Source organism: Halomonas sp. NYA30 (assembly GCF_976980765.1).
Map to the genome: position 1 here is coordinate 4,421,515 of NZ_OZ334477.1, position 25,440 is coordinate 4,446,954.

Below are 25,440 nucleotides of genomic sequence, written 5' to 3' on the forward strand. Positions count from 1 at the left end.
TTCGGGAGAAAGCATGATCGCACTGCGCCAAGTCGCCCTGCAACGCGGCACGCAAACGCTACTCGACAATGCAGACGTTACCCTTAATAACGGGGTGAAGGCCGGTATTATCGGGGCAAACGGCGCCGGCAAATCGAGCCTGTTCAAACTGCTGCTGGGCGAGATTGCTCCTGACCAGGGCGATGTCGAGATGAGCGGCGGCCAGCGCATCGCGCATATGGCCCAGGAAGTTGACGCCCTTGATCGCCCCATTATTGAGTATGTACTTGATGGCGATGTAGCGCTACGCCAGGCAGAAGCCGACTTGCTGGCCGCTCGGGAGGCCGGAGAAGCCCATCGTGAAGCCGAACTGCACGGCTTGATTGAAACCCTGGATGGCTACCGCGCGGAATCGCGCGCAGCACAGCTACTGGTGGGGCTAGGCTTCCTTCAGACCGATCTCACCCGCCCACTCTCGGCGTTTTCCGGCGGCTGGCGGATGCGGGTCAACCTCGCCCGTACGCTGTTTATGCCTTCTGACCTTCTGCTGCTGGATGAGCCCACCAACCACCTGGATCTGGACGCCCTGCTGTGGCTGGAGCAGTGGTTGACTCGCTACCCTGGCACGCTGCTGCTGATTTCCCACGACCGCGACTTTTTGGATGCCGTATGTGATCACATCGTGCACATGCATCACCAAACGCTGGAGCTTTACCGCGGCAATTACTCCCAGTTTGAGCGCACCCGCGCCGAAAAGCTCGCCTTGCAGCAAGCCGAAGCCGCTAAGCAGCAGGCACGCCGTGAGGAGATCGAGCGCTTTATCGCCCGCTTTAAAGCCCAGGCGACCAAGGCAAAGCAGGCGCAAAGCCGGGTCAAGATGCTGGAGCGGATGGAAGATATCGCTGTGGCCCATGTGGATTCTCCCTTCCACTTCACCTTGCCTGCTGCCGATAAAACATCGCGCCCGCTACTGGTGCTTGATCAGGCGCAGCTAGGTTATCGCGGCAAAACGGGCGATGGAAGTGACGACAACATCCAGTTAGACAAGGTCAACGTTACCCTGCTGCCCGGCAGCCGCATTGGCCTGTTAGGCCCCAACGGGGCGGGTAAATCGACACTCATTAAATCCCTCACCGGCGAACTTGAGCTACTTAATGGCAAGCGCGTGCCTGGCGAGCACTTGGCGATTGGCTATTTTGCTCAGCATCAGCTTGAGAGCCTGGATGTTTCATCGACGCCCTTTGTGCATGTGCAGCGCCTCTCGCCCACCGCCAGCGATCAGGATATCCGCAACTTCCTAGGCGGCTTTGGTTTTAAGGGCGACGACGCCTTCGGCAAAGTCGCCAACTACTCAGGTGGTGAGAAAGCCCGCTTGGCGCTGGCGCTAGTCGCATGGCAAAAACCCAACCTGCTGCTGCTCGATGAGCCGACCAACCACCTGGATCTAGAAATGCGCGAAGCGCTGACTCAGGCGCTGGCAAGCTTTGAAGGCACGGTGATTCTGGTGTCTCACGACCGGCACTTGCTGCGCGCCACGGTCGATGAGTTTTGGCGGGTAGCGGATCACCGCGTTGAACCTTTCGATGGCGATTTAGAAGATTACCGCGTTTGGCTTAAAGCGCGCCTGGAAGAGAGCCGCCGGGATTCCCGCGGCGAAAAAGCCGAGCGCCAGAACCAGCAGCCCAGCGGCGACAGCCGTGAAGCGCGCAAAGCGTCACGCAAAGCGGCCGCCGAGCTACGCGAGAAACTGCGCCCACTGAAAAAACAGCGCGATCAAGCGGAAAAAGCGATGGAAAAGACCCAGCAGGAACTTGATCAGGTAGAACAAGTGCTGGCAGACCCCGAGCTCTACACCGACAGCGCCCGCAAACCCGAGCTGACCAAGACGCTTAGTCAACAAGCTGAAATCAAAGCACGACTGAATGAAGCAGAACAGCAATGGCTTAGCGCAGAAGAGTCGCTGGAAGCAATGGAAGCCGAGCTGCTCGCTAGCGAAGAGACGGCTAACTAGCTTTCGAGTAAAAACGTTACCGGGCCATCGTTTATTAGCGCCACCTGCATATCAGCGCCAAACTCACCGGTAGCGACATGTGGCCAGGCAGTGCCCGCCTGGACAACCAGCAAGTTAAACAGCGCTTCACCCTGGGCGGGTGGAGCGGCGCTTGAGAAGCTGGGTCGTAGTCCTTTTCGGGTATCCGCCGCCAGGGTGAACTGGGAGACGAGCAGCAAACCGCCGTTTACCTGCTGCAAGTTCTGGTTCATTTTACCGTCGGCGTCGCTGAATACCCGGTAGTGGAGCAGTTTATGCAGCATCTTTTCCACACTGGCCGCATCATCGTGCTTCTCCACCCCTACTAGCGCGAGCAGCCCGTGGTCGATACTGCCGATGATTTCCCCATCTACTTCCACACTGGCGCGCTTTACGCGCTGAATGAGTGCCTTCACAACGCCTCTCCCCGGCAAAGAAACGACTATTGTAACCGCCGCTCATTCGCTTTTCCTTCACCGAGTCAGTTTCGCCCTAGTAGCGCATCGCGGAAGTCGTCGCCAAGTGGGCGTTCACCTAGCCAAATACTAAACATCGCGCTGGCAAACTCGGCACTCTCCTCTTCAAACAGCACCTCACCATTGAGCGCAAGGCGCAGCTGCTCGCCGTTCCAGCTAAGCAGGTAGCGATCACCGGGGACGACATCGCGATAGCGTTGATTTAGGCGCGCAAGTGGTTCTTCGATCTGAGTGAATTCATACAGCGTAAGAGTGTCTTGCAGCGTTTTTTCAGTCGCTTCGGCAAAGTCGCTGGCTTCAATGGCATGAAAGTAGGCAAGCTCCAAGCGCCGCGGAATATTGCCTAACGGCTGAGGCTGGGTTTCACCCTCAAGCTGATAATATGCCCCCGCGTAGGCCGTCCAGATCATGTAACGGAATACGCCACTGCCAATCAACGTATAGCGTTGGCCTTCCTCTACTACACTGCGCTCAAACGACTCGCCGTTTTCTGACACGTTACTGGCCATCACCCAAGGAGCCAGCATTAACCCCACTAACATCAGCGTAGTTTGGGCGGGAATGGGCGTGAACATAAAACCTCCTCATGGACGCATTGCTATACATAGCAATACACTCAATAAAGGTTTTGCACAATATCCAGCCTATCCAAAAGCAATATAAATGATGAGTCGCCTACCAAGCGCGGCAGAGCATCAAATCGCAGTGCGGCTCACACAGCAGCATCTCGGTGAGCTGGCTAGTGTGGTGGGGTTGCCCACGGCTGCCGATCATGACGAGATCGGGTGAATGACGTTTCATATAGGCCTGAAGCACATCACAGGGTGCGCCCTGCTCTAGCACTAGCTCAACGTCTGGTACCCCCTCTAGCTCGCGCATTAGGCTATCGACCTCATTGGTCAGCTGTTCGCGCAAGCGCTGCACTTCATGCTCACGCCAATGGGCATAGTACGCTTGCGAACCCAACTCACGCTCGCCGGGAAGCGACCAAGCGTGCAGCAGCGTCAGCGAGGCATCAGGGAAATGAATCAGCGCCTCTCTCAAGGTATGCCGCGCGGTGAGCGAAAAGTCGATAGGCACCAAAATATGCTGCCAGGGCTGGGTGGGTTGATAAGAGGCCACCACCACCGGGCAAGGAGCGCTGCGCAGAACACGCATCAATGTTGTACCCATCAACAGGTCTTTTTGCCCGCGCTTGCGATGCATGCCCAGCACAATCAGCTCGGCGTTGCGCTCATGGGCTTCACGTACAATCTCAACGTGGGGCGAACCTGTCACGGTTTGGATTAGCGTTTTCGGCGCCTCCAAAGCGTAGTCTTCACGCAGATCGGTCAACGTGGTGGTAATGTCCTCTACTACCGCGCTCTCTACATCAAGCAAGACACGCCGCGGTAAGTAAGGGTCCAACACGTGCAGCACGTCGAGCTGAACCCCGTAAGCGTAGGCTAAACGCAGCGCACGGGCACAGGCGGCGCGATTATCAGCAGAAAGATCAGTGGCAAACAGAAGTGTACGAGGCATGGCGAAACGCTCCTCAGCCGATTGAATCAGCCTTATAAGCCGTTAAGCAGACACTCCTCAGCATGGTGTGCAATACCCATTCACGCAAGCTGCCTATTACGCTGGTGGCAGCGCCTCACCACCAAGCGTGAAAATGGTGCACCGGACCGCGCCCTTTACCCACATTTAAGCGCACACTCGCTTCCAGCGCTGCATGTAGCCAACGCTTGGCATCGCCGATCGCCGCCACCGGGGCATCAGGACCTGACTGCTCTGGCAGTTTCGCCAGACAGGCGGCAATCGCCGAGGAGAGCGCGCAGCCGGTGCCGTGCAAATTGTTGGTGTCGATTCGCGAGGCGGGCAACCATTCATGGCCGTTGGGGGTTGCCAGCAGGTCTGGGCAGGTCGCTCCGCGCAAATGACCGCCTTTTAATACCACATAAGGCGCCCCCAGCTGGGTCAGTCCCGGCAACATTGCCTCCATGTCATCCAAGCTGGTAGGCGATGGCGAATCGAGTAGAACCGCGGCTTCCGGCAAGTTGGGGGTGATGACATCGGCAAGCGGCACCAAGATGTCACGCACGGCACGAATACCGGCGTCATCAACCAGTATGTCACCGCTCTTGGCGACCATTACAGGGTCGAGCACGATCCAGCGCGGTCGGCGCTGGCGCAGCACGTCGGCGATTACCTCAGCAACCTCGCGGCTGGCCACCATGCCAATTTTGACCGCGTCCAGCGCCACATCATCTAGCAGGTGCTCAAGCTGCTCGCGAATGGCCTGAGGAGAGACTGGATACACCGAGGCGACGCCACAGGTATTCTGGGCAATCACCGCGGTGATCACGTTAGTGCCATACACGCCGAGGACCGAAAAAGTCTTCAAATCGCCCTGTAAACCAGCTCCGCCAGACGGGTCGGAGCCAGCGATGGTGAGCACATTGCGCAGACGGGAATGGGTAGACATGAGGCTCCTTTACGACAAAATCGTCACTGTCTGCCTAGGATACCCAAGCTATGCATTTTGTGCTGCTTAAAACCTACGCTCCAGACACACAACAGCCGCCCGAAGGCGGCTGTTGTGTTCGTGTGCGTTAAGCACAGCAGTCTATTGCGCGGTGTCGCCTTCCGGGTTACGGGCGTTGTAGTACGCCTGCTCGGAGATAGCGTGGTAATCCTCGACCTTTTCCTGGAACGCTTGATAAGAGTCATAGATGCGCGTGGCTAATTCGCTCGACTCCGCCAGTTCGGCGACAACATCAGCCGAATGCTCGCGGGCTTGAGCAAGCACGTCGTCAGGAATACGGCGCAGCTCAACCTCGTGCTCGTTCACCAGGGTTTCCAACGCATCGTTGTTACGTGCGGTGTACTCATCCAGTACGCTTTGGTTGATATCGCTAATAGCGGTACGCAGGATTGCCTGCAAATCCGCTGGCAGCTCAGCGAAAGCGTCTTCGTTAACGATCGCCTCGAACATGACCGTCGGCTCGTGCCAACCTGGGTAGTAGTAATAGTCAGCAGCCTGATGCAGGCCAAACGCCAAGTCGTTATAGGGGCCAATCCACTCGGTAGCGTCAATCGCGCCCGACTGCAGCGAGGTAAAGATCTCGCCGCCCGGCATGTTCACAATCGCTACACCCATACGGCTCATTACTTCGCCACCCAGGCCAGGCATACGCATTTTCAGACCGTCTAGGTCATCAACCGAGTTGATCTCTTTGTTGTACCAGCCGCCCATCTGCACGCCTGAGGCACCGGCGACCATGACGTCAACGCCAAAGCCGTCATAAAGCTCGTTCCATAACTCCATACCGCCGCCATAGCTTAACCAGGCGTTCATTTCCTGAGCGTTCATGCCAAACGGCACGGCAGCAAAGAACTGAGCGGCGGGGGCTTTTCCTTTCCAGTAGTAGGAAGCGGAGTGGCCGAGTTCAGCAGTGCCGTCGGAAACGGCGTCAAACACTTCAAACCCCGGCACCAGCTGGCCAGCGCCGAAGACTTCGATGGTCAGGCGGCCATCCGACATTTCATCCACCAGCTCAGATAGGCGCTCTGGGCCTTGGCCAACACCTGGGAAATTCTTCGGCCAGGAGGTGACCATTTTCCAACGGAACTCGTCCTCTTGCGCCTGGGCGTGGTTATCGAAGCTAGAGACCACCAGCAAACTGGCAGAGAGAGCGGTCGTCATCGCGATGGCGACTGGGAGTGTTTTGGCTTTCATACAATAACCCTCTTACTTTCTATTATTACTATTATGAGTAGGGAATACCCCGCCTAGCGTAGAACGCTAGGCGGTTTGCTACAGACCATTACTTGCTATAGGACACTAATGGCTCGTTGCTGCTTTATAGTTAGGTTGCCACATATATTCGTTGATAGCTGCGTTGACCACAGTGATACTTTTCAACTTACCTCTTGTTGACTAGAACTGCGAGGGAAGCCAAGTTGCCAACTGCGGGAAGAAGCTAAGCATGATCAGCATACCCAACTGCATCAGAATAAACGGGATAACGCCACGGTAAATAGCCGACGTCGACACAGACGGCGGCGCGACACCGCGCAAGTAAAACAGCGCGAAACCAAACGGCGGCGTTAAGAACGATGTCTGCAGATTGATGGCAATCATGATGCCCAGCCAAATCGGGTCAAGGCCCATGGCAAGCAAGATCGGCCCGACAATGGGCACCACCACAAAGGTGATTTCGATAAAGTCGAGAATAAAGCCGAGCAGGAATATAACCAGCATGACGATAATCGTGGCGCCCACCACGCCGCCGGGCATCGCCTCGAACAGCTCGGTCACCATGTGCTCGCCGCCGTAGGCACGGAAGACCAGCGAAAACAGCGCCGCACCGATCAGGATCAGAAACACCATGGTGGTGACGTGAGTGGTCGAGCGCAGCACGTCTTTCAGGGTCTCCCAGTCGAGCTGACGGTAAGCCAACGCCAACACCAGGGCGCCAAAAGCACCCACCGCGGAGGCTTCAGTCGGTGTGGCAAAGCCGCTTAGGATCGACCCCAGCACCGCCACAATCAGCACGACGGGTGGCACCAAGCCTTTGAGCAGCAGCATGCCTATACCTGAGGTATGGCCAAGCTCGGCCATTAACTCTTCACGGTCGGCAGCGGGCGCCATGTGCGGTCGCAACCACGCCACCAGCGCCACATAAATCATATACATCACGACTAGCAGCAACCCAGGCACCAACGCGCCCATAAACAGGTCGCCCACAGAGACCGTTTTAGGGCTGAAAATCCCCATATCCAGCTGTGCTTGCTGGTACGCCGATGACAACACATCACCCAGCAGCACCAGGGCGATGGAAGGCGGAATGATTTGTCCCAACGTGCCGGTGGCACAGATAGTGCCGGTCGCAAGCGATGTGCTGTAGCCACGCTTTAGCATGGTGGGTAGCGACATCAGCCCCATGGTGACCACTGTGGCCCCCACAATGCCGGTAGAGGCAGCCATCAACATGCCCACCAGCGTCACCGAAATACCCAACCCGCCCCGCATGGAACCAAACAGCAGGGCCATGGCATCCAGCAGCGTTTCCGCCACTTTGGATTTTTCCAGCAAGACGCCCATCAACACAAATAGCGGCACCGCCAACAGCGTTTGGTTGGTCATAATGCCGTAAAGCCGGTTGGGCAAGGCGGCGAGATAGCCGCTATCAAAATTGGCATCGATACCAATGGCTTCCAGGCCCAGCCCCATACCGGCAAACAGCAGCGCCGTGCCCGCCAGCGAAAGCGCTACGGGAAAGCCGAACATCAACACAATGCAGATGACGGCAAATAAAATAATCGGCATGAATTCCAGCATCAAACACGCTCCTCAAGATGGTTGCCGCCAGCAGCAGCCGGCACTATCCGTCCGGCCATCACATAGCTATTACGCACGATCTCAACCACGCCTTGCACGATCATCAGCACGGCAAACAGTGGAATTAAGGTTTTCAGTGCATAGACAGCCGGAATGCCACCATAGTCGGAGGAGGTTTCCAGAATACGCCAGGAGTTGGCAACGTAGCCCAGGCTGGAAGCGATGATAAAGATCATCACGGGAATCAGTAGCGTAATAATACCCACGACATTGATTAACGCTTGGCGGCGCGGAGTCATGCCTCGATAGAAGATATCCACCCGCACGTGGCCGTCGTGACGAAAGGTGTAAGCAGCAGCCAGCATAAAGACGCTAGCGTGCATATACATCACCAGCTCTTGCATAAAGATGCTGTTCACGCTGAAGGCATAACGAAGCAGTACAATCGCGAACTGAATCAACATCATAATGATGATCAGCCACGCAAGGGTACGGCCGAACCACTCTGAAGCGCGGTCCAGCGCACCAATAAAGGCAGGTAGTTGTGTTGTGTCCGACATGGAAGTGTCTCGCGTAAAACGACTAAGGGGAGTCAGCGCCCCAGACAATAGCGCATATACGCGGACAATGCAGCGCCCACAGGCGACAAAGGCTATCTTGTTGGCCTAAACACTTAGCCTAAACGCTTGAGCGAATAGCCGCTAAACAAGCCTCTGGCAGCGGAAGATTGACGGCTATCGGTAGGTGATCAGAGAACAGATGATCCAGCACACGTACTTCCGCGGCCTCTAGCGACTGCGACAACAGAATATGATCCAGCGCATGGCGCGGTTGCCAGGAAGGATAGCTGAAAAGGGGTTTAACCGGGTGCAGGGGCAGCGACAAACTAAAGCGCTCGTGAGCGTGTAGTTGGTCAGGCGTACAGTTGAGATCGCCCATCACCACGACGTGGCGCAGCGGCTGAATAATATCGCTTAGATAGTTGAGTTGGCGCACACGACCGCGGTGGCTAAGCGCCAAGTGAGCAACAAAAATATGCAGGGCATCCGGGCCTTCGCCAAAGCGGGCATGAATAGCGCCTCGGCCAGGCATTGCGCCCGGTAAGCGGTGCTCAACGACCTGACTAGGTACCAAGCGCGACAGTAACCCATTGCTGTGCTGGGCAATACGCCCCAGGTTGCGGTTTAACTGCTGAACATGGTGCGGAAATCCCGCTTTGGTAGCGAGATACTCCACTTGGTTAACGCGGCTGGAGCGAAAGCTGCCGCCATCAACTTCTTGTAGCCCAACTATGTCGAACTTACTCAGCACTTCGCCCATCATATCCAGCCGCTGCTGTCGACGCGGATGCGGCAATAAGTGCTGCCAGCTGCGCGTGAGATAGTGATGATACGCTGACGTCTGAATACCCACCTGCAGGTTAAACGTTAACAGCCGCAGATGGCCCTCTTCCAACAGCACCGGACGATGGCTACTGGGTACTGCCTCATCACGCTCTCTCGCTTCACGCAACACGGTTATTCTGCGCGCTCTGCACGCACCTGCTCGACCAGCGCATCAGCAATTTTCGGCATATTTTCCAGGCTACCGGCTGAACTCGGCGAAACAACGTAGCGTCCGTCAATCACCAGCGCGGGCACCCCCATCAACTTCATCTCACGCATACGGTTGTTGGCTTCATTGACATCGCTACGAACACTAAAGTCGGTCAGCGCTTTTTTGGCCTCTTCTTCGCTGACACCATAGTTAGCGAAAAAAGCGGCAATCTCATCGGACTCAGTGAGCGACTGATTTTCCTGATGGATAGCATTAAAGAAATCGGCGTGTAGCTCCTCTTCAATACCCAGCGACTCAGCCGCGTAGAAAGCGGTAGCGTGGGTATTCCAGTCGCCGCCCATGGTAGCTGGCATATGTTCTACGCTAACGTCGTCTTCCAGCGTCTCGTACCACTCATTAACCGGTGTTTGTAGCCGGTAACAGTGCGGGCACCCAAACCAGAACACTTCAGTAACTGCAATTTGCCCATCTTCAGCGTGGGTTTCTACCGGTGACTCAAGCACTTCATAGTGCTGGCCTTCAACCACATCCTGGGCACTCACTAGCGCAGAAAAACCTAGACCGGCCATCGTAACCATTAGCGTTTTAAACATTGTCGTTTTAAACATCGTATAAATCTCTCCATGGGTAAGCGAGGACTAAGACCGTGGTTATATTAGCGGGTTCCCTCATTTCAAGCACATAGACAAATGAGGGAACCAAACGGCACAAGGAGGTATAAAATTTTGCAGCCTTAATTCAGTCCTAATACGTAATTCGCCACTGCTTCCATATCCCTGTCACTCATTTTGGAAGCAATATCGCCCATAATATTATTGGGGTCATTGGTGCGATCGCCGGACGCAAATGCCTGCAGCGTAGAAACCGTATATTGAGCATGCTGACCGGAAAGGCCAGGATACACGGCACTACCGATACCTACCCCGGTCGGCGTGTGACAGGCTGAACAGGCGGGGATACCCTTAGCCATATCGCCAGCACGGTAAATCTCTTCGCCGCGCGCCAATAATTCAGCGTCTTCGTCGTTGGTTTGGCCCAAGTTAGCGTCTTGTTCCGCAAAGTAGGCCGCAGCATCCCAGGCGTCTTGGTCAGAGTAGTCATCCACGATGCCCGCCATTTGAGGCACCACACGATCACCGTCGCGGATATCCATAATCTGCTTGGCCAGGTAAGACATTTGCTGCCCAGCCAGGTTAGGAAACGCGCCTGAAGGGCTAATACCCTGCTGCCCATGACAGGCGGCGCAGACTTGGGACATTTCTTGACCAGCAGATGCGTCCGCATCGGCTTGATAGTCCGTTTGAGCGTGGGCAGCGCCAACGGCGCCCATGGTAATTGCCAGGCTTGCCAGTAACTTTCTCATTGCTCTTCCACTATGCCGTTTTATGTTTGACTGGTACGCACCCTGGGCGCTTCCCAGGCTCCACAAATTACCAGGGTTAGCTCCGCCAAAACGAACAACGTGTCGCGTTGGTCGCTGCCGGCTAGAGGGCGATGGTACACTAGCGCCCCAGGTCGCAGATATAAACCGCTTGCATTATAACGAATCACCCCAGCGGCGGGAATGCAAGTCCTGGTCTGCTTTAGGGGTAATTCGTCGCAGTCCTGCTCTCATTTCTCTATTATGCGTCACTACCAAGCGTTCTACTTTACGCGCTGAAGTAGCCATAATGGGTTGATAGTGCGTTGATGATAGCGCATTGATGAGCACATTGATGATAGTGCGTTGAGTAGGCCGCTTTTATGTTCGTTTTTCAGGATTAAGTCCATGACTACCCCTCACGATAGCCCAGTCCCTCGGTTGAACTACCCGACGGCAAGTTTTATTATCAGCGCTCCCACCTTGGCTTTGTGCCCAGATGATACCGGCGCTGAAGTAGCTTTTGCCGGGCGCTCTAACGCGGGCAAATCAAGTGCTATCAACGCCTTAACACAACAAAATGCGTTGGCGCGCACGTCGCGTACACCGGGGCGCACTCAGTTGATTAACTTCTTCAGTGTCATGAACGATGAATCGCTGCGCTTGGTCGACCTACCCGGCTACGGCTACGCCAAGGTTCCGGAATCGGTCAAGCTAGAGTGGCAAAAGCACTTAGCAGAATACCTACGCAATCGCTTTAGTCTACGCGGCTTAGTACTGCTAATGGACGTTCGCCACCCGCTCACTGAGTTCGATCAGATGATGCTCAATTATGCCGACCAGCGCGAAATGCCGGTGCATATTCTGCTGACGAAAGCGGACAAGCTTAAAAAAGGGCCCGCCAGCGCTTCGTTGCAGAAAGTACGTTCGCGCTTGAAGGAGTGGGAAGACTTGGTCTCTGTACAGCTCTTCTCTTCGCTCAAGCGTGACGGCGTCGATACACTATCCCAGAAACTCAATCAGTGGCTGTACACACCGCCGGAATGATGCGTTTCCAAGCCCGCCTTTTCTAACATCTCAAGCACGCGGGGCAGCTCTTTAATATGAGCAATACGGTGTACCCGCGGGGGAAGTGGTTGATCTTCCAGCGCGGAAATCCACACGGCATGCATACCCAGCTGCTGGGCGGGTAATACATCTTCCTGCCATGAATCGCCTACGTGCATGGCGTGTTCGGGGGCCACGTTCAAGCGCGCAAGCGCCGTCAGAAACGGCGTGGGATCAGGTTTAGGTGCTAACAACTCGCCTGCTGCGATGGCCACCGGAAAATAGGCGGCCAGCGGCTGACGCGCCAAATGAATATTGCCATTCGTGATGGCTGCTAGCTGATAACGCTCGGTTAACACCGCCAGCAAACCGGCCGCCTCTGGGTGTGGTGTGACTTGCACGCGCAGGCGATGGAACTCATTCATCGCCGCTGCCGCCCACAACAAAGCGGCACTGCGGGTCAGGCCTTCCGCCTCTAACTGCGCTTCCAGGGCGCGCATTCGCAGCCAAGTAAAGTCACCGCGCCGTTCGGGCACCTCTTTGGCTAACTGTTGACGACGCTGAAGGTAATCCTCCCGGCCGCCTTCTTGGGTCAATGTTAGGGCTGGTTCCTGGCTTGCCGCTCGCCAAGCCTCAAGCGCCTCCAGCAGCCAGCGGTAGTGTCCCTCTTCGGTACGCGCCATCACGCCATGGTTGTCCCACAGCGTGTCGTCTAAATCGAAGGTAATGGCCTTCAACTTGGTCATGGTTTGCTCCTGGGCTATTTGTTTCTGTTTTCGCCGTTTCTGGGACTGGGGCTTCTTTTAGCCCGGGGATGCGCCGCATCGTAGCTGGTTGCAAGATGCTGCCAGTCAAGCCGGGTATAGATTTGCGTGGTCGACAGGTTAGCGTGGCCCAACAGTTCCTGCACCGCGCGCAGATCCTGGCTCGACTCAAGCAGGTGGCTAGCAAAGGAGTGGCGCAAACGGTGAGGGTGCAAATGTTCGGGCAAGCCGCGGGCTAACGACAGCTGCGCTAAGCGTTTCTGAATGGCCCGATGGCCTAGCCGCGTGCCACGCTGCCCCACAAACAGCGCCAATTCATCCACCGGTGCGAGCGCGGAGCGACAGCCCAGCCACTCCGCCAGTGCCTGCTGGGCGCGCCGCCCGACGGGCACTTGGCGCGGTTTGCCGCCTTTGCCGGTCACCCTTACCCGGCTGTTTTGCAAATCGCCCAAATCAAGGGCTGCAAGCTCTGCTAGACGCAGCCCGCTGGAGTAAAACAGCTCAAGGATGGCCTGATCCCGCACGCCCAGCGGCGAGCCGTCGTGAGGGGTATCGAGAAAGCGCGCCAGGGCGTCAACATCCACCGGACGCGGCAAATGGCTCGGCTGTTTGGGCGTACGCAACAACCCCACCGGGTTATCGGCCAGCACGCCCTGTTTAACCAAATAATCAGCAAATTTGGAAAGCGCCGCCCGGCGCCGGGCAAGGCTTCTTGGCGCTAAACCCCGGCTGCGCTCCGACCCTAAAAAAGCCCGCAGCAGCGCGGTATCTAACGCCGCGGGGTCCGTCACCTCCCGGCGCTCGGTAAAGGCACACAGCGCGGCCAGATCATGCCGATAGGCTTCCACCGTTGCAGGACTTGCATGGGATGACAATGCGGCTAGAAAGCCGTCAATGTGCTTGGCTATCGACACTTCACCCAAGGGAGCCTCAACCATGATCACCCAGGCGCACCAGTAGCCGTGCGACGATATCGCCCAAATACTCGGTGAAGAGTGTGTCCATGCTGGCCCGATAGGCATCCGGGCTGGGGCTTGCCAGCAATAGATACCCGAGCGGGTCGCCTGCGGATAGGCGAGAAATGGCACAGGAGCCCGCTTTACGCGGCGCTTTAACGTGAGGCAGCAGGCACTTCCAATCGCTAACGCTAAGCTTAACGCAGCGGCTGGTGCGGCCATCCAGCAGCGCTGTCAGCCGTGCGCTGGCGTGTTGATCCAACACATGGCGCGGTGGCTGGGGCGGCGTTGGCTCACTGTCGCTTAATGTGGCCGGGCACCATAGCGCCATGGCAGGCGTTTCAAAGCGCTCGCTGAGTTGGGTAGCCAACGCTTGCGCCAGCGCATCGCGGTCTTGCGCTTCCACCAGCGCAATCAGCGTTTCTCGCAACCGACGGTATTGGGACTCGTTATGGCGAGCGGTTTCCAACAAGTGCTCCAGGCGGCCTTCCGCGTTTTCAGCGCGCTTGCGTAGATCAAAGACCAAGCGTTCCAGCAGCGATACCGCCCCGTCGATATGCGGGTGGGGCACCTGCAATTGCTGCAGAAGCCCTTCGCGACCGACGAAAAAATCGGGATGACGCGCCAGCCAGAACGCCACTTGATCAGGATCGAGCGTTTTGCGGGGTTCGGGGGCTTGTGACATCGCCGTTCTCCTCGAATTAATTAATGGCTACGCGGCCATCGAAGACGCGTGTAGCTGGTCCCACCATTGTTAGCGCCCCTTCAGGATCAGGCCACTCAATGCTGAGTTCTCCACCGGGCAAATGAACCTTCACGGGACTTTTCAGCAGCCCCTGACGGATACCGCTGGCCACGGCGGCGCAAGCACCGGTACCGCAAGCCAGCGTTTCGCCACTGCCGCGCTCATACACGCGCAGACGGATTTCGCTGGGCGAGACGACCTGCATAAAGCCCACGTTAACACGCTTGGGAAAACGAGGATGCGCTTCCACCAACGGCCCCAGGCGCTCGACCGGCGCAGTGTCCACATTGTCGACCTGAATCACCGCATGAGGATTACCCATGGAAACCACACCGATCTGTAGTGTTTCATCGCCCACTTCTAAGCGGTGCAGTGGTTGGTCCCCTGGAGCATCGAACGGCAGCGCCAAAGGACTAAACCGCGGGCGGCCCATATCCACACGCACCATGCCGTCGTGCTGCACGGTCAGCACCAAGGGTCCGCCTGCAGTTTCCACATGGATTTCATGCTTATGAGTCAGCCGCTGATCACGCACAAAACGGGCAAAACAGCGCGCCCCGTTGCCACAGTTTTCCACTTCACTGCCATCGGCGTTGTAAATGCGGTAGCGAAAATCCATTTCCGGATCACGGGGCGGCTCCACGACCAACAGCTGGTCGAAGCCTATGCCAAAGCGCCGGTCCGCCAGAGCGCGGATTTGCGCTTCATCCAGCCGGGCACGCTGAGTGACTAGATCCACCATGACAAAGTCATTGCCTAGACCATGCATTTTGGTGAAGTGTAAAAGCATCAGTGCTCCCCTTCGGGCAGCAGTGCCTCACCCGCCCACAGGCTAGCGACAGTCTCCCGTGCACGTACCACGTGGCAGTTGTCGCCATCGACCATTAACTCGGCAGCACGAGGACGGCTGTTATAGTTCGACGCCATGACAAAGCCGTAAGCCCCCGCCGAACGCACCGCCAGCAGGTCGCCTTCGGCAATTGCCAGCTCGCGCTCTTTGCCCAGAAAATCACCCGTTTCGCATACCGGGCCAACCACATCGTAAAGGGCGCTTTCGCGTACTTCGCGGGTATCGACGGGCACAATCGCCTGCCACGCCTGATACAGCGCCGGGCGAATCAAGTCGTTCATGGCGGCATCGACAATGGCGAAGTTTTTGGTTTCGCCGGGCTTGAGAAACTCTACCCGAGTGAGCATGACACCGGCATTGGCGGCGATGGAACGGCCGGGCTCAAACAACAGTGTCAGCGCTTCGCCACCTTCCCAGCGCGATAACCGTGCCAACAGCTGGCTGGCGTAATCGAACGGCTGGGGCGGTTTTTCATCGCGGTAAGGCACACCCAAACCGCCGCCTAAATCGAGATGTTCGATTTCGATGCCGCGTTCACGCAGGCGCTCCATGAGCATCAACAAGCGATCAAGGGCATCCAGAAAGGGTGCCGTTTCAGTAAGCTGAGAACCAATGTGACAATCGAGCCCCTTCACCTTCAAATTAGGCAGGCTCGCGGCTAGTTCGTAAACATCCAGCGCTTCATCTACCGGGATGCCGAACTTGTTGTCTTTCAAACCGGTAGAGATATACGGGTGGGTGCCCGCGTCCACATCCGGGTTCACTCGTAGCGAGACCGGCGCGATTTTTCCCAGCTCACCGGCAACGCGGTTCAAGCGCTCAAGCTCCGGGCGCGATTCAACGTTAAAGCACTTAATGCCCACTTCCAGCGCTCGGGCCATTTCGTGAGCTTGCTTGGCCACGCCAGAAAATACCACCTTGGCCGGGTCACCACCGGCTTTAAGCACGCGTTCAAGTTCGCCGATAGAGACAATATCAAACCCCGCGCCGAGCTTGGCCAAAAGGCCCAGTACTGCCAAGTTGGAATTCGCCTTCACCGCATAACAAATCAGGTGCGGGTGGCCGCCCAGCGCTTCAGTGTAAGCGCGAAAGTGACGTTCAAACGTCGCTTTTGAGTAGACGTAGCAGGGCGTGCCGTGCTCGTCGGCAATCCGTGATAGCGGCACATCTTCGGCATACAGCACGCCATCGCGGTAATTAAAATGATCCATAATGCTCTCCCCTTCTCCTGGCCTGCAACGCTCTATTCAGCAGCCTGACTAGACTGCTCATCAGCAGGTGCATCGTCCGGCAAATAAAGCGGCCCTTTTTGCCCACAGCCTGCCAGCCCGGTTAACAGCAGTGTGGTAAGGGTCAAGATTGCCAACGTTTTCATGCGCCCGCCTTGAGTGCGCTGAGTGCCTCACGCGCTCGCTGGGCAGCAGCCCGCACTTGGTTTGGCGCGGTGCCGCCAATGTGGTTGCGGGCAGCTACCGAACCTTCCAGGGTAAGTACCTCGAACACATCCTGCTCGATGGTAGCGGAGAACTGCTTAAGCTCATCAAGGCTCATTTCAGACAGATCTTTTTCGGTTTTTAGGCCATAGGCGACTGACTGACCAACGATTTCATGAGCGTCGCGGAAGGCCACGCCTTTGCGCACCAGATAGTCAGCCAAATCCGTCGCAGTGGAGAATCCGCGCCGTGCCGCTTCATACATGCTGGCTTTTTTGGGCTCAATCGCGGGCACCATGTCGGCGAAGGCTTTTAAGCAGTCGCGCACGGTATCCACCGCATCGAACAGCGGTTCTTTATCTTCCTGGTTGTCTTTGTTGTAAGCCAACGGCTGCGATTTCATCAGCGTTAGTAGCGACATCAGGTGACCATATACCCGGCCCGTCTTACCCCGCACCAGCTCGGGCACGTCAGGGTTCTTCTTCTGCGGCATGATCGAAGAGCCGGTGCAGAAACGGTCAGGTAGATCGATAAAGTTGAACTGGGCGCTGGTCCACAGCACCAGCTCTTCACTCATGCGCGACAGGTGCATCAGTAGAATGCTGGCAAAGCTGGTAAATTCAATCGCAAAGTCGCGGTCTGAAACGGCATCCAGAGAGTTTTCTGAGGGTCGGTCAAAGCCTAGTAGCTCTGCGGTCACGTGGCGATCAATCGGATAGGTGGTGCCAGCCAATGCGGCCGCGCCCAGCGGCATCACATTAACGCGTTTGCGGCAGTCCAGCAGGCGCTCATGGTCACGTGCCAGCATCTCTTGCCAGGCTAAAATATGGTGCCCGAAGGTAACCGGCTGGGCGGTTTGCAAGTGGGTAAAGCCGGGCATGATCGTCTCGGCTTCACGATCAGCCAATTCGATCATGCCTTCACGCAGGCGCTTCAATTCCACTTCGATAACATCGATCTCATCGCGCATAAACAGGCGAATATCGGTGGCGACTTGGTCGTTACGCGAACGCCCGGTGTGGAGTTTTTTGCCGGTAATACCGATCTTTTCGGTCAGTCGCGCCTCGATATTCATGTGCACATCTTCTAACGGCACCGACCAGTTAAACTCGCCGCGCTCAATTTCGCCCTGAATCTCGTTAAGGCCGTTAATGATAGCGTCGCGTTCATCATCGGTGAGTACGCCTACACGGGCTAACATGGTGGCGTGGGCGATAGAGCCCTGAATATCCTGGCGCGCCAGGCGCTGGTCGAAAGTCACAGACGCGGTGAAACGTGCGACAAAGGCATCGGTGGGCTCGCTAAAGCGACCGCCCCAAGACTGATTCGTTGCTTGGCTCATCGAAGGTATATCCTGCTGACAAAACGTAAAAGTCGTTACGGAAAGTGGGAGTCATTGCGGAAAGTGTACCAGAGTCGCCGGTCAGCGAGCAGCAAACACAGGGGGTGATGCCAAAAATGCGCAGAGGGCGTCTAAGGGCATAGGACGAGCGAAGTAGTAGCCTTGAAAGTAGTGGCAGCGGTGCTGTTCAAGGTAGGCAAACTGCTCCAGCGTCTCTATCCCTTCCACTAGCACTCCTAACCCCATTTTTCCCGCCATGGCGACAATACCATCGATAATGGCCGCATCGTTGCGATCGGTAATCACATCGCGCACAAACGAACGGTCAATTTTAATTTTATTAATCGGCAGGCGCTTAAGGTAGCTCAAGCTAGAGAAGCCGGTGCCAAAATCGTCTAAGGCAATATGAACGCCCAACGCAGACAAATCCGCTAATACCTGGATTGCTTGTTCGGCGCTGTCCATTAAAACCCCCTCGGTAATTTCAAGCTCTAGCAGAACTGGCGCTAAGCTACTCTGTGCCAACACCTGTTCAATAGAGGCCAGAAAACCGGGGCGTTGAAACTGCATCGGGGAGATATTGACCGCCATGGTGATCGGGCCAACACCCATGGCATTAAGCTGCTGGGCATCCCGGCAAGCGGTCGCTAGCACCCAATCGCTGATAGGTATGATCTGCCCGGTATCTTCTGCCAAGCTGATGAAATCAGACGGCGGAACATTACCGCGCTCTGGATGTTGCCAGCGGATTAATGCTTCTACGCCTACCACACGGCCACTCGGGGCATGGACTTGTGGCTGGTAATAAAGCGTAAACTGTTGTTGCTCAATGGCTTGCTGAAGCGCGCTGCGTAAACTAACCCGCTCACTCACCTTGCGATTTAAGTCTTCGGTATACCAGTGGTAGGTGTTGCGTCCACGTCGCTTGGCCTTGTACATGGCCAAATCTGCTTGTTGGATAAGTTGGCGAGGGTTTTTCATATTGCCGTCGTTGATAGCAATGCCGATGCTGGCGGTAATACGCAGTTCGCTGCCGCGGTACCAATAAGGCGGCGAAAGCCTCTGCAGCACGCGTTCAACCACCTGTATCACGTCTTTTTCATGGGCTAAGTCGGGCAGTAAAACAACAAACTCGTCGCTGCCAAAGCGCGCCACGGTGTCCCAAGGGCGTAGTTCATCTTCAAGACGCTTGGCAACCTCGACTAAGATAAAGTCGCCCACCTCATGGCCGAGCGTATCGTTAATGGGTTTAAAATCATCTAGATCGATAAACAGAACGGCAATAAAGCGCTGATAGCGACGTGCTAACACGCACCCCTCTTCCAAGCGCTGACCAAGCATTACTCGATTAGGCAGCCCGGTAAGCGCATCGTGATTGGCGTTATAGGTAAGCTGGGCCTGATATTCGCGCTGTTCAGATACATCGTTTTGAACACCCAGATAGTGAGTCACGTCACCTGTTTCGTCGCGCACTGGCGAAATATACAAGTCGTTCCAAAAAATCGAACCATCACGCCGATAGTTACGGATCACTACGTGCACTTCGTGCTGCTGAGCAATACCTTCCTGCAGCAGTTTGACGGTAGCGGGGTCGGTATCTTCGCCCTGCAAGAACCGGCAATTACGCCCCAGCGCTTCACTGCGCGAATAGCCGGTTATGCGCTCAAAGGCGGCATTGACGTAGACCATGGGGAGATCGCTGCTTTGGGCAGCGACAATAATCACCCCGTTGGTGCTTGATTCCACACTACGCTCTAGCAGCTTCAGCTGATGCTCACTCGCTTTGCGCTCGCTAATGTCGCGAAAATAGACGGTAAGCCCTTCAGCTGAAGGATAAACATGCACTTCCAGCCATAACTCTAACCGCGGATTGAAAGCTTCAAAATGTACCGCCGTTTGTTGGCTAGCCGCACGTTGATATTCGTCGTCAAAGTAGCTGCCTTTTGCATCAGGAAAGCTCTGCCAAATATGCTGGCCCAGCAGCTCGCCTTTGCGACGCTTCAAAATGCGTTCCGCCTCACTATTAACGTAGGTAAAACGCCAATCCGTATTTAAGGTGAAGAAACCATCGGTAATACTATCAAGCGTAATGGTGAGTCGTTGCGCAAGCTGGGTTAGATTTTCACGCAGCTGTTTTTGCTCGGTAATATCTTGCGTCGAGCCCTCCACCTGACTGATTTCCCCACGCTCATCGCGCACGGCCTTACCAATAACACGCACCCAGATATGCTTACCTTGGTAAGTGATCACCTCTAGCTCTTCGTCAAAACTCATTCCCTGTTGGCAGCAGGCGTTAAAGACTTCCAAGATACGTGGCTGGGAGGAGGGCGCGTAAAACCCAATCGCTTGTTCAACGGTCGGCTGGAAGCCGGGAGCCACACCATGGAGGCGGCAAATTTCATCCGACCAGTTAGGCCTCCCTATGACCATGTCCACGTACCAGCCGCCTATCAGCGCCGTTTCACCGGCTATTTTAAATAGTCGCTGGTTGCTCAGTAACTGTGCTTCTGCCAACTTACGCTGCGTGATGACCCGGGCAATAATATAAATAACATCACCACCGGCAGTCGGGGTAATTTCAATCCAATGGACCTCCCCAGACACCGAGATGGCGCGGACTTCAAAGGGAACAACAATTTCCCTGCGCTGCATACGCACCAGCGCCGCTTCAATCACCGGATAATCCTGCGGATCTACCACCACTCCGCAGCGACGCCCGACTAACGCACCGGCTGAATATCCTAACAGCGACTCAAAGGCAGGATTAACCTCAAGCAACGTGCCCTGAAAGTCGATACAGCAGAACAGATCCTGCGAGAGCAGAAAGAACTGATCCAACTGACCTTTAGTAAGCACTGAGGACATACGATTTCCTAGGCAATGAAAAGACACGTTGCGAGAGCATAATTAGCTCCGTTATTTTTACTGTGACGCTCGGTGCTTTATGATGAGGTTTAACATAGTTTGACTCGCCGTGTCTGCGGTATTAGGGAGAATAACGTGCTATCTATCACCAAATTGCGCATTGCCACGCGTAAAAGCCAACTGGCTATGTGGCAGGCTGAGTACGTTCGCGACCGTTTAATGGCGGAGCACAGTGGTCTTGAAGTGGAGCTTGTGCCTTTATCCACCAAGGGCGATAAAATTCTCGATACGCCGCTTTCAAAAATTGGCGGTAAGGCACTGTTCGTCAAAGAGCTGGAAGACGCCATGCTGGATGGCCGCGCCGACATTGCCGTTCACTCCATGAAGGATGTGCCGATGCACTTCCCTGAAGGACTGGGTTTATCGGTCATTCTGGAGGGCGCCGACCCAACCGATGCATTTGTATCCAACCACTACTCTAGCATTGATGAGCTTCCAGAAGGGGCGCGTATTGGCACCGCCAGCCTGCGCCGCGGGTTGCAAATGCGTGAAGCCCGCCCTGACCTGCAAATTCTTAATCTACGCGGCAATGTGCAAACGCGGTTGGCCAAGCTAGATGCGGGCGAATTCGACGCCATCATTTTGGCTACCTCGGGCCTTAAACGCTTGGGTTTGGATGAGCGCATTGCTCAGGCGCTGCCACCGGAAGTGTGCTTGCCCGCCTGCGGCCAAGGCGCGTTAGGTATAGAATGCCGCCTGCATGACCCCGAACTCGTCGCGTTGCTGGCGCCGCTGGATGATGCCGATACTGCCACGCGCGTGCGTGCAGAGCGGGCCATGAATACGCGTTTAGAAGGCGGTTGCCAAGTGCCTATTGCGGGCCATGCGGTGCTGGACCTGGATAATGAAACCTTGTGGCTGCGCGGCCTGGTCGGTAACCCTGAGGGCACAGAAGTGCTACGCGCCGAAGGGCGAGGCTCGATGTATGAACCTGAAGCGCTGGGTATTCGCATTGCCGAAGAGTTGCTCGACCAAGGCGCTGGCGATATTTTGGCAGAGGTTTACGGCCGCGAAATATGAGCCAACCGGTACTGATCTGCCGCCCAGGGGAACGCGGCGAAGCGTTAGCGGCGGCGTTGCGCAACCAGGGCGAAAGCGTTGAATCACTCAATGTGATGCAGCTTGAAGCACTGCCAGAAGACCCCGCCATGCGGCAAATTTGGCTGGATATTGATCAGTACCGTAAGATAATTGTCATCAGCCCTTTTGCTGCCACCTGCTTAAGTGAGGCGCTGGATCGCTTCTGGCCCCAGCTACCGGTGGGAATTGACTACTATAGTGTTGGCAGCGCCACCGCGAGTACGCTTTACAATCAATTGGGAATCCGCGTCCATGTGCCTTCGCCCACCGCGGGCGAAGATACTAGCGAAGCGCTGCTGGCGCTTGCATCGCTGCAGCAATTAGCGCATCAGCGTGTTCTACTGGTGGCAGGTGAAGGCGGCCGGCCCCTGCTCGCTGAAACGCTTGCCGAGCGGGGTGCAAAGGTGACGCGCATTGCCGTGTATCGGCGCACCTTTCATGCGCTTGCACCTGCTCAGCAGGCGCGCCTTTTTTCAGGTAATTATCGGGCGTTGATCGTCACCAGCAGCGAACTGCTGGAACATCTGGCAAAATGGTGTAATCAGGCGGCCTTGAACCAACCGCTAATCGTTTCCAGTCGCCGTTTGGCTACACTGGCTGGCATACTGGGGTTTTGTAACCTCAAGGTGGCGTCTGGAGCAACGCCAGCTGCGTTGATAGCGGCGTTGGAGACCTGCGACCCACAGGGTGCCGATGTCGATCAAGGAACTTACTAAGGGCTAGCGACAGATGAGCAAACAAGTAAACGATCAGGACGATGTACAACCTACGTCCGCCGATGCCTCCCAAGGCGTCCCCACGACGACTGACAAAGCAGCTTCCACTACCGACGCCACTGAGCCTAGCACGCAGTCACCCCCGACTAGCTCAGCAACACCGTCTCACAGTGGGGCTAAAAACAGTCGTTCGCGGCGGCGTGGAAAAGGATCCCAGAATACGGGCTCAACTGCTGCTAGCTCTTCAGATAGCACCTCAGACAGTGCCTCAGAAAAGAACCCTGCCGCGGCCAGCACTTCACAGGCGAGTGCAAAACCGGCGGATGTAACGCCGACGACGACTTCCAGCACGGCTAAAGGCAGCAGCACAGCTTCGCCGAGCGCGGCTGCACCAAGCCCTTCAAACACCTCGTCTAACGCTTCTTCAGATTCCACAGCTTCAAAACCCGCTACTGAGAAGGCTGGCAGCGCGGGCCATGGTAGTGGAAATGTTAGTGGTGGAAACAGTGGTCGTGGAAATAGTAGCGGTGGAAACAATAGCGGCGGGAATAGCGGTAAAAAGGGCAGCGGTCTCGCCATCGCCCTGGTACTTATCTTAGCCATTGCCTTAGCGCTCGTTGCTTGGCAAGGCTGGCAGCGTCTGGAAAGCCAGCAACAACGCCTCGACGAACTGGCGCAACAGGCTGAAGGTAGCGCTTCGCAACAGGCAGTCAGCGACCTTGAGTCGCGTTTAGACAGCGGTGAAGCGGAGCGCAATGAAGCAACTCAAAGCACCATGGAAGAGCTGCGTAGTGAGTTTGACAGCTACCGTAGTGATGTCGACGAGACGCTGGGCCAAGTGCTTGACCAGCTCTCACAAGAGCAGGACACCGACGAGCGCGAATGGCTGCATGCCGAAGCCGCTTATCTACTACGCCTAGCCAACCAACGCCTGCAGCTAGAAGGCGACGTTGATGGCGCCGCCGCGCTACTGCGCACTGCCGATGCACGCTTGGTCGATGCGGATAACCCCGCGCTGACCCCCGTTCGCGAAGCGATTGCCAATGAGCTAGCCGCGCTTGACGCCGTGCCCCAGGTTGACCGTACAGGGCTCTACCTAGCACTGAATGCGCAGCAGGAGCGCATTTCTGAACTGCGTCTCTCGCAAGAAATTGAAGAGCAGGCGGTAACGTCGAGTATCGAGCAGCCGCCTACCGGCACGTTCCAGCGCCAGCTAGCGCGTTTCGGTGAAGAGCTCAAAGACTTGGTGGTGGTTCGCCATCACGACGAAGCCCTGGAAGCACTGATTACCCCGGAGCAAGAGTCTTACCTGCGCCAAAGCCTGCGCTTAGTACTGGAGCAGACTCAGCTAGCCCTGCTCAATGAAGAAAAAGAGCTTTATGATGCGAGTATCGATAAAGCGCTACAGCTGCTAAACGACTACTACGACACCACTCGCGAAGAGACGCAAAGCGTTATTACTCGTCTAGAGGAGCTACAGCAAGCCGAGGTTAAACCGGAGCTGCCGGATATCAGCGCCTCTCAGCAGGAACTGGCACGCTTTATTGAGAATCGCTATGAGACGCGTGGCCAAAGCGGAGGTGATGCATGAGAAAGCTCGTTCTCCTCATTGTCGCCGGGCTTGCCGTCGGGGCCCTGTTTGGGCACCTGATGATGTCGGTACCCGGTTACTGGCTGATCCGCGTGGGCGACTCATCTATTCAAACCTCTTTCTGGTTTGGCCTAGTGCTGCTGTTTGCGGCGTTTGTCGTGCTGCACTTTGTACTGCGCTTACTCAGCGGCATTATTCGCCCCATGGGACGCTTTCGCACCTGGAACAGCCGTGCCCGCAACCGCCGCGCCATGCAGCGCACTCAGCGTGGCTTGGTAGCGCTCACCGAAGGCCGCTGGAAAAAAGCCGAAAAGACCTTGGTGAATGCCGCTGACGACTCTAGCACACCACTGGTCAACTACCTCTCGGCGGCCCTGGCCGCGCATTACCAAGGGCATCACGCAAAATCCCAAGAGCATCTCAACCAAGCGCAGCTAACCACCGACGGCGCCGATACCGCGGTGGGCTTGATGCAGGCGCAAATGATGATTGAGCGTCAGCAGCCGGAAGAGGCGCTGGCGATCCTGAACCGGTTGGATAAAAAGCTCTCGAACCACCCGCAGGTACTCAAGCTACTCAAACAGGTGCATTTGAGCGTCAACGACTGGGAAGGCTTACGGCGCTTGATTCCAAGGCTAGCTGCGCAAAAGCTGATTACCCAGCAAGAGCGTGAGCAGCTGGAATTTAAAGCCTACCGCGAACTGATCGTGTTTGAAGCGCAAAACCCCACCAATATTGAACGAGTGCGGGGGCTGTGGGCCGACATGCCCGACTACCTGCGCGGCAACACCGAGCTAATCGTGCTCTACACCGAAGCGCTGATTCAGGCTAACGAGGAGCCGATTGCCGAGCGTTTGCTCAACCACTCGCTGGATCATCACTGGGACGCGCGCTTGGTGAAACGCTATGGCCTGCTGAATGTGGACGCAGGACGCCAACTGGCGAAAGCTGAGAAGTGGCTGCAGGAACGCCCCAATGATCCTGAACTGCTGCTCGCCTGTGGTCGTCTCTCTCTGCGTGTTGGCCAGTGGGAAAAAGCGCAGGAGTACTTCGAAGCCAGCCAGCGTCAACGCCCCAATGGCGTGGTATGTGCTGAACTTGCCCGCCTTTATGCAAGCCTTGGTGAGCATAACAAAAGTCAGCTTTACTACCGCCACAGCGTTGAAATGCTGGCCAAGTCGCTACCTTCGCTGCCCCAACCAAGCGATGCGAACGATAGTCAAAAGCCGGATACGAAAGCGGCCAAAAAACGCGCTTAACCTAG

Annotated in this window: 25 protein-coding genes; 6 read left to right on the forward strand and 19 right to left on the reverse strand. The window is 56.2% G+C overall.

The genetic code is table 11. From position 1 onward, the window contains the following. Window positions 1-13 precede the first annotated feature (13 nt). A complete protein-coding gene (locus tag ACWI0H_RS20490) occupies window positions 14-1,990 on the forward strand; it encodes an ATP-binding cassette domain-containing protein (RefSeq protein WP_485874399.1) in 1,977 nt (658 codons plus the stop codon). On the opposite strand, the gene dtd is transcribed toward ACWI0H_RS20490, so the two are convergent. From dtd to ACWI0H_RS20540, 10 genes are all read right to left on the reverse strand, one after another. Then, window positions 1,987-2,424: a D-aminoacyl-tRNA deacylase gene (dtd, locus tag ACWI0H_RS20495; protein ID WP_339886291.1), complete on the reverse strand. Its 438-nt coding sequence runs from the start codon at window positions 2,422-2,424 to the stop codon at window positions 1,987-1,989. The genes ACWI0H_RS20490 and dtd overlap by 4 nt on opposite strands. Window positions 2,425-2,489: 65 nt before the next feature. Then, entirely contained in the window at window positions 2,490-3,059 is a 570-nt protein-coding gene (locus ACWI0H_RS20500; RefSeq protein WP_485874400.1) for a chalcone isomerase family protein, read from the reverse strand. A gap of 100 nt (window positions 3,060-3,159) precedes the next feature. Then, a complete protein-coding gene (locus ACWI0H_RS20505) occupies window positions 3,160-4,005 on the reverse strand; it encodes a universal stress protein (RefSeq protein ID WP_485874401.1) in 846 nt (281 codons plus the stop codon). Between the two features lie 115 nt (window positions 4,006-4,120). Continuing rightward, window positions 4,121-4,951 (reverse strand): bifunctional hydroxymethylpyrimidine kinase/phosphomethylpyrimidine kinase, encoded by an 831-nt coding sequence (thiD, locus tag ACWI0H_RS20510; RefSeq protein WP_485874402.1) that lies wholly within the window; start codon window positions 4,949-4,951, stop codon window positions 4,121-4,123. A gap of 141 nt (window positions 4,952-5,092) precedes the next feature. Next, window positions 5,093-6,205 (reverse strand): TRAP transporter substrate-binding protein, encoded by a 1,113-nt coding sequence (locus ACWI0H_RS20515; protein ID WP_485874403.1) that lies wholly within the window; start codon window positions 6,203-6,205, stop codon window positions 5,093-5,095. Between the two features lie 201 nt (window positions 6,206-6,406). Further along, window positions 6,407-7,810: a TRAP transporter large permease gene (locus ACWI0H_RS20520; protein ID WP_485874404.1), complete on the reverse strand. Its 1,404-nt coding sequence runs from the start codon at window positions 7,808-7,810 to the stop codon at window positions 6,407-6,409. Beyond that, complete coding sequence (locus ACWI0H_RS20525) at window positions 7,810-8,370, reverse strand: TRAP transporter small permease subunit (RefSeq protein ID WP_008956516.1); 561 nt, start codon at window positions 8,368-8,370, stop codon at window positions 7,810-7,812. Before ACWI0H_RS20525 ends, ACWI0H_RS20520 begins: the two co-directional genes overlap by 1 nt. 118 nt (window positions 8,371-8,488) lie before the next feature. Beyond that, entirely contained in the window at window positions 8,489-9,325 is an 837-nt protein-coding gene (locus tag ACWI0H_RS20530) for an endonuclease/exonuclease/phosphatase family protein (protein WP_176303026.1), read from the reverse strand. Between the two features lie 2 nt (window positions 9,326-9,327). Further along, window positions 9,328-9,960 carry a thiol:disulfide interchange protein DsbA/DsbL gene (locus ACWI0H_RS20535; RefSeq protein WP_050805278.1) on the reverse strand — a complete coding sequence of 211 codons (633 nt, stop codon included), beginning with the start codon at window positions 9,958-9,960 and terminating at the stop codon, window positions 9,328-9,330. A gap of 140 nt (window positions 9,961-10,100) precedes the next feature. After that, complete coding sequence (locus tag ACWI0H_RS20540) at window positions 10,101-10,730, reverse strand: c-type cytochrome (RefSeq protein WP_101146900.1); 630 nt, start codon at window positions 10,728-10,730, stop codon at window positions 10,101-10,103. A 405-nt stretch (window positions 10,731-11,135) separates the two neighbouring features. Here ACWI0H_RS20540 and yihA point away from each other — a divergent pair, with 405 nt between their 5' ends. After that, window positions 11,136-11,774, forward strand: coding sequence for a ribosome biogenesis GTP-binding protein YihA/YsxC (gene yihA, locus ACWI0H_RS20545; protein ID WP_008956511.1), 639 nt, complete (start codon window positions 11,136-11,138; stop codon window positions 11,772-11,774). On the opposite strand, the gene ACWI0H_RS20550 is transcribed toward yihA, so the two are convergent. The 8 genes from ACWI0H_RS20550 to ACWI0H_RS20585 form a co-directional block, all read right to left on the reverse strand. Next, window positions 11,747-12,520 (reverse strand): HAD family hydrolase, encoded by a 774-nt coding sequence (locus ACWI0H_RS20550; protein WP_101146901.1) that lies wholly within the window; start codon window positions 12,518-12,520, stop codon window positions 11,747-11,749. The two genes, yihA and ACWI0H_RS20550, sit on opposite strands and share 28 nt — an antisense overlap. Before the next feature lie 14 nt (window positions 12,521-12,534). Next, a complete protein-coding gene (locus tag ACWI0H_RS20555) occupies window positions 12,535-13,476 on the reverse strand; it encodes a tyrosine recombinase XerC (RefSeq protein ID WP_101146937.1) in 942 nt (313 codons plus the stop codon). After that, window positions 13,469-14,179: a DUF484 family protein gene (locus ACWI0H_RS20560; protein WP_101146902.1), complete on the reverse strand. Its 711-nt coding sequence runs from the start codon at window positions 14,177-14,179 to the stop codon at window positions 13,469-13,471. The genes ACWI0H_RS20555 and ACWI0H_RS20560 overlap by 8 nt, the downstream gene beginning before the upstream one ends. A gap of 16 nt (window positions 14,180-14,195) precedes the next feature. After that, window positions 14,196-15,029 carry a diaminopimelate epimerase gene (gene dapF, locus ACWI0H_RS20565; protein WP_336273438.1) on the reverse strand — a complete coding sequence of 278 codons (834 nt, stop codon included), beginning with the start codon at window positions 15,027-15,029 and terminating at the stop codon, window positions 14,196-14,198. Further along, window positions 15,029-16,300: a diaminopimelate decarboxylase gene (lysA, locus tag ACWI0H_RS20570; RefSeq protein ID WP_485874405.1), complete on the reverse strand. Its 1,272-nt coding sequence runs from the start codon at window positions 16,298-16,300 to the stop codon at window positions 15,029-15,031. Before lysA ends, dapF begins: the two co-directional genes overlap by 1 nt. Before the next feature lie 32 nt (window positions 16,301-16,332). Beyond that, window positions 16,333-16,464: an LPS translocon maturation chaperone LptM gene (gene lptM / locus ACWI0H_RS20575; protein WP_336273436.1), complete on the reverse strand. Its 132-nt coding sequence runs from the start codon at window positions 16,462-16,464 to the stop codon at window positions 16,333-16,335. Next, window positions 16,461-17,864, reverse strand: coding sequence for an argininosuccinate lyase (gene argH / locus ACWI0H_RS20580; RefSeq protein WP_485874406.1), 1,404 nt, complete (start codon window positions 17,862-17,864; stop codon window positions 16,461-16,463). The genes lptM and argH overlap by 4 nt, the downstream gene beginning before the upstream one ends. Before the next feature lie 81 nt (window positions 17,865-17,945). Next, entirely contained in the window at window positions 17,946-20,729 is a 2,784-nt protein-coding gene (locus ACWI0H_RS20585; protein WP_485874407.1) for a sensor domain-containing protein, read from the reverse strand. A gap of 135 nt (window positions 20,730-20,864) precedes the next feature. On the opposite strand from ACWI0H_RS20585, the gene hemC reads away from it, so the two are divergent. Further along, on the forward strand, window positions 20,865-21,809 hold the full coding sequence (gene hemC, locus ACWI0H_RS20590) for a hydroxymethylbilane synthase (RefSeq protein WP_485874408.1): 945 nt from the start codon (window positions 20,865-20,867) through the stop codon (window positions 21,807-21,809). Then, complete coding sequence (locus ACWI0H_RS20595) at window positions 21,806-22,585, forward strand: uroporphyrinogen-III synthase (protein WP_336273432.1); 780 nt, start codon at window positions 21,806-21,808, stop codon at window positions 22,583-22,585. Before hemC ends, ACWI0H_RS20595 begins: the two co-directional genes overlap by 4 nt. 165 nt (window positions 22,586-22,750) lie before the next feature. Here ACWI0H_RS20595 and ACWI0H_RS20600 read toward each other — a convergent pair whose 3' ends face one another. After that, window positions 22,751-23,188 (reverse strand): hypothetical protein, encoded by a 438-nt coding sequence (locus ACWI0H_RS20600; protein ID WP_485874409.1) that lies wholly within the window; start codon window positions 23,186-23,188, stop codon window positions 22,751-22,753. Window positions 23,189-23,360: 172 nt separating this feature from the next. On the opposite strand from ACWI0H_RS20600, the gene ACWI0H_RS20605 reads away from it, so the two are divergent. Together ACWI0H_RS20605 and ACWI0H_RS20610 are read left to right on the forward strand one after the other, a co-directional pair. Further along, window positions 23,361-24,176, forward strand: a complete 816-nt coding sequence (locus ACWI0H_RS20605) for a uroporphyrinogen-III C-methyltransferase (RefSeq protein ID WP_008956499.1) — start codon at window positions 23,361-23,363, stop codon at window positions 24,174-24,176. Then, window positions 24,173-25,435: a heme biosynthesis HemY N-terminal domain-containing protein gene (locus ACWI0H_RS20610; protein WP_101146909.1), complete on the forward strand. Its 1,263-nt coding sequence runs from the start codon at window positions 24,173-24,175 to the stop codon at window positions 25,433-25,435. The genes ACWI0H_RS20605 and ACWI0H_RS20610 overlap by 4 nt, the downstream gene beginning before the upstream one ends. Window positions 25,436-25,440 lie beyond the last annotated feature (5 nt).

Coding starts and splice junctions, on each gene's coding strand:
- ACWI0H_RS20610 (WP_101146909.1), top strand. CDS start 24,173: ATGAGAAAGCTCGTTCTCCTCATTGTCGCCGGGCTTGCCGTCGGGGCC.
- thiD (WP_485874402.1), bottom strand. CDS start 4,951: ATGTCTACCCATTCCCGTCTGCGCAATGTGCTCACCATCGCTGGCTCC.
- argH (WP_485874406.1), bottom strand. CDS start 17,864: ATGAGCCAAGCAACGAATCAGTCTTGGGGCGGTCGCTTTAGCGAGCCC.
- lptM (WP_336273436.1), bottom strand. CDS start 16,464: ATGAAAACGTTGGCAATCTTGACCCTTACCACACTGCTGTTAACCGGG.
- ACWI0H_RS20515 (WP_485874403.1), bottom strand. CDS start 6,205: ATGAAAGCCAAAACACTCCCAGTCGCCATCGCGATGACGACCGCTCTC.
- ACWI0H_RS20520 (WP_485874404.1), bottom strand. CDS start 7,810: ATGCTGGAATTCATGCCGATTATTTTATTTGCCGTCATCTGCATTGTG.
- ACWI0H_RS20540 (WP_101146900.1), bottom strand. CDS start 10,730: ATGAGAAAGTTACTGGCAAGCCTGGCAATTACCATGGGCGCCGTTGGC.
- yihA (WP_008956511.1), top strand. CDS start 11,136: ATGACTACCCCTCACGATAGCCCAGTCCCTCGGTTGAACTACCCGACG.
- dapF (WP_336273438.1), bottom strand. CDS start 15,029: ATGCTTTTACACTTCACCAAAATGCATGGTCTAGGCAATGACTTTGTC.
- ACWI0H_RS20560 (WP_101146902.1), bottom strand. CDS start 14,179: ATGTCACAAGCCCCCGAACCCCGCAAAACGCTCGATCCTGATCAAGTG.
- ACWI0H_RS20490 (WP_485874399.1), top strand. CDS start 14: ATGATCGCACTGCGCCAAGTCGCCCTGCAACGCGGCACGCAAACGCTA.
- ACWI0H_RS20550 (WP_101146901.1), bottom strand. CDS start 12,520: ATGACCAAGTTGAAGGCCATTACCTTCGATTTAGACGACACGCTGTGG.
- ACWI0H_RS20600 (WP_485874409.1), bottom strand. CDS start 23,188: ATGGCTAAGATAAGTACCAGGGCGATGGCGAGACCGCTGCCCTTTTTA.
- ACWI0H_RS20525 (WP_008956516.1), bottom strand. CDS start 8,370: ATGTCGGACACAACACAACTACCTGCCTTTATTGGTGCGCTGGACCGC.
- ACWI0H_RS20505 (WP_485874401.1), bottom strand. CDS start 4,005: ATGCCTCGTACACTTCTGTTTGCCACTGATCTTTCTGCTGATAATCGC.
- ACWI0H_RS20585 (WP_485874407.1), bottom strand. CDS start 20,729: ATGTCCTCAGTGCTTACTAAAGGTCAGTTGGATCAGTTCTTTCTGCTC.
- ACWI0H_RS20595 (WP_336273432.1), top strand. CDS start 21,806: ATGAGCCAACCGGTACTGATCTGCCGCCCAGGGGAACGCGGCGAAGCG.
- lysA (WP_485874405.1), bottom strand. CDS start 16,300: ATGGATCATTTTAATTACCGCGATGGCGTGCTGTATGCCGAAGATGTG.
- ACWI0H_RS20500 (WP_485874400.1), bottom strand. CDS start 3,059: ATGTTCACGCCCATTCCCGCCCAAACTACGCTGATGTTAGTGGGGTTA.
- ACWI0H_RS20555 (WP_101146937.1), bottom strand. CDS start 13,476: ATGGTTGAGGCTCCCTTGGGTGAAGTGTCGATAGCCAAGCACATTGAC.
- ACWI0H_RS20605 (WP_008956499.1), top strand. CDS start 23,361: ATGGAAGAGCTGCGTAGTGAGTTTGACAGCTACCGTAGTGATGTCGAC.
- ACWI0H_RS20535 (WP_050805278.1), bottom strand. CDS start 9,960: ATGTTTAAAACGCTAATGGTTACGATGGCCGGTCTAGGTTTTTCTGCG.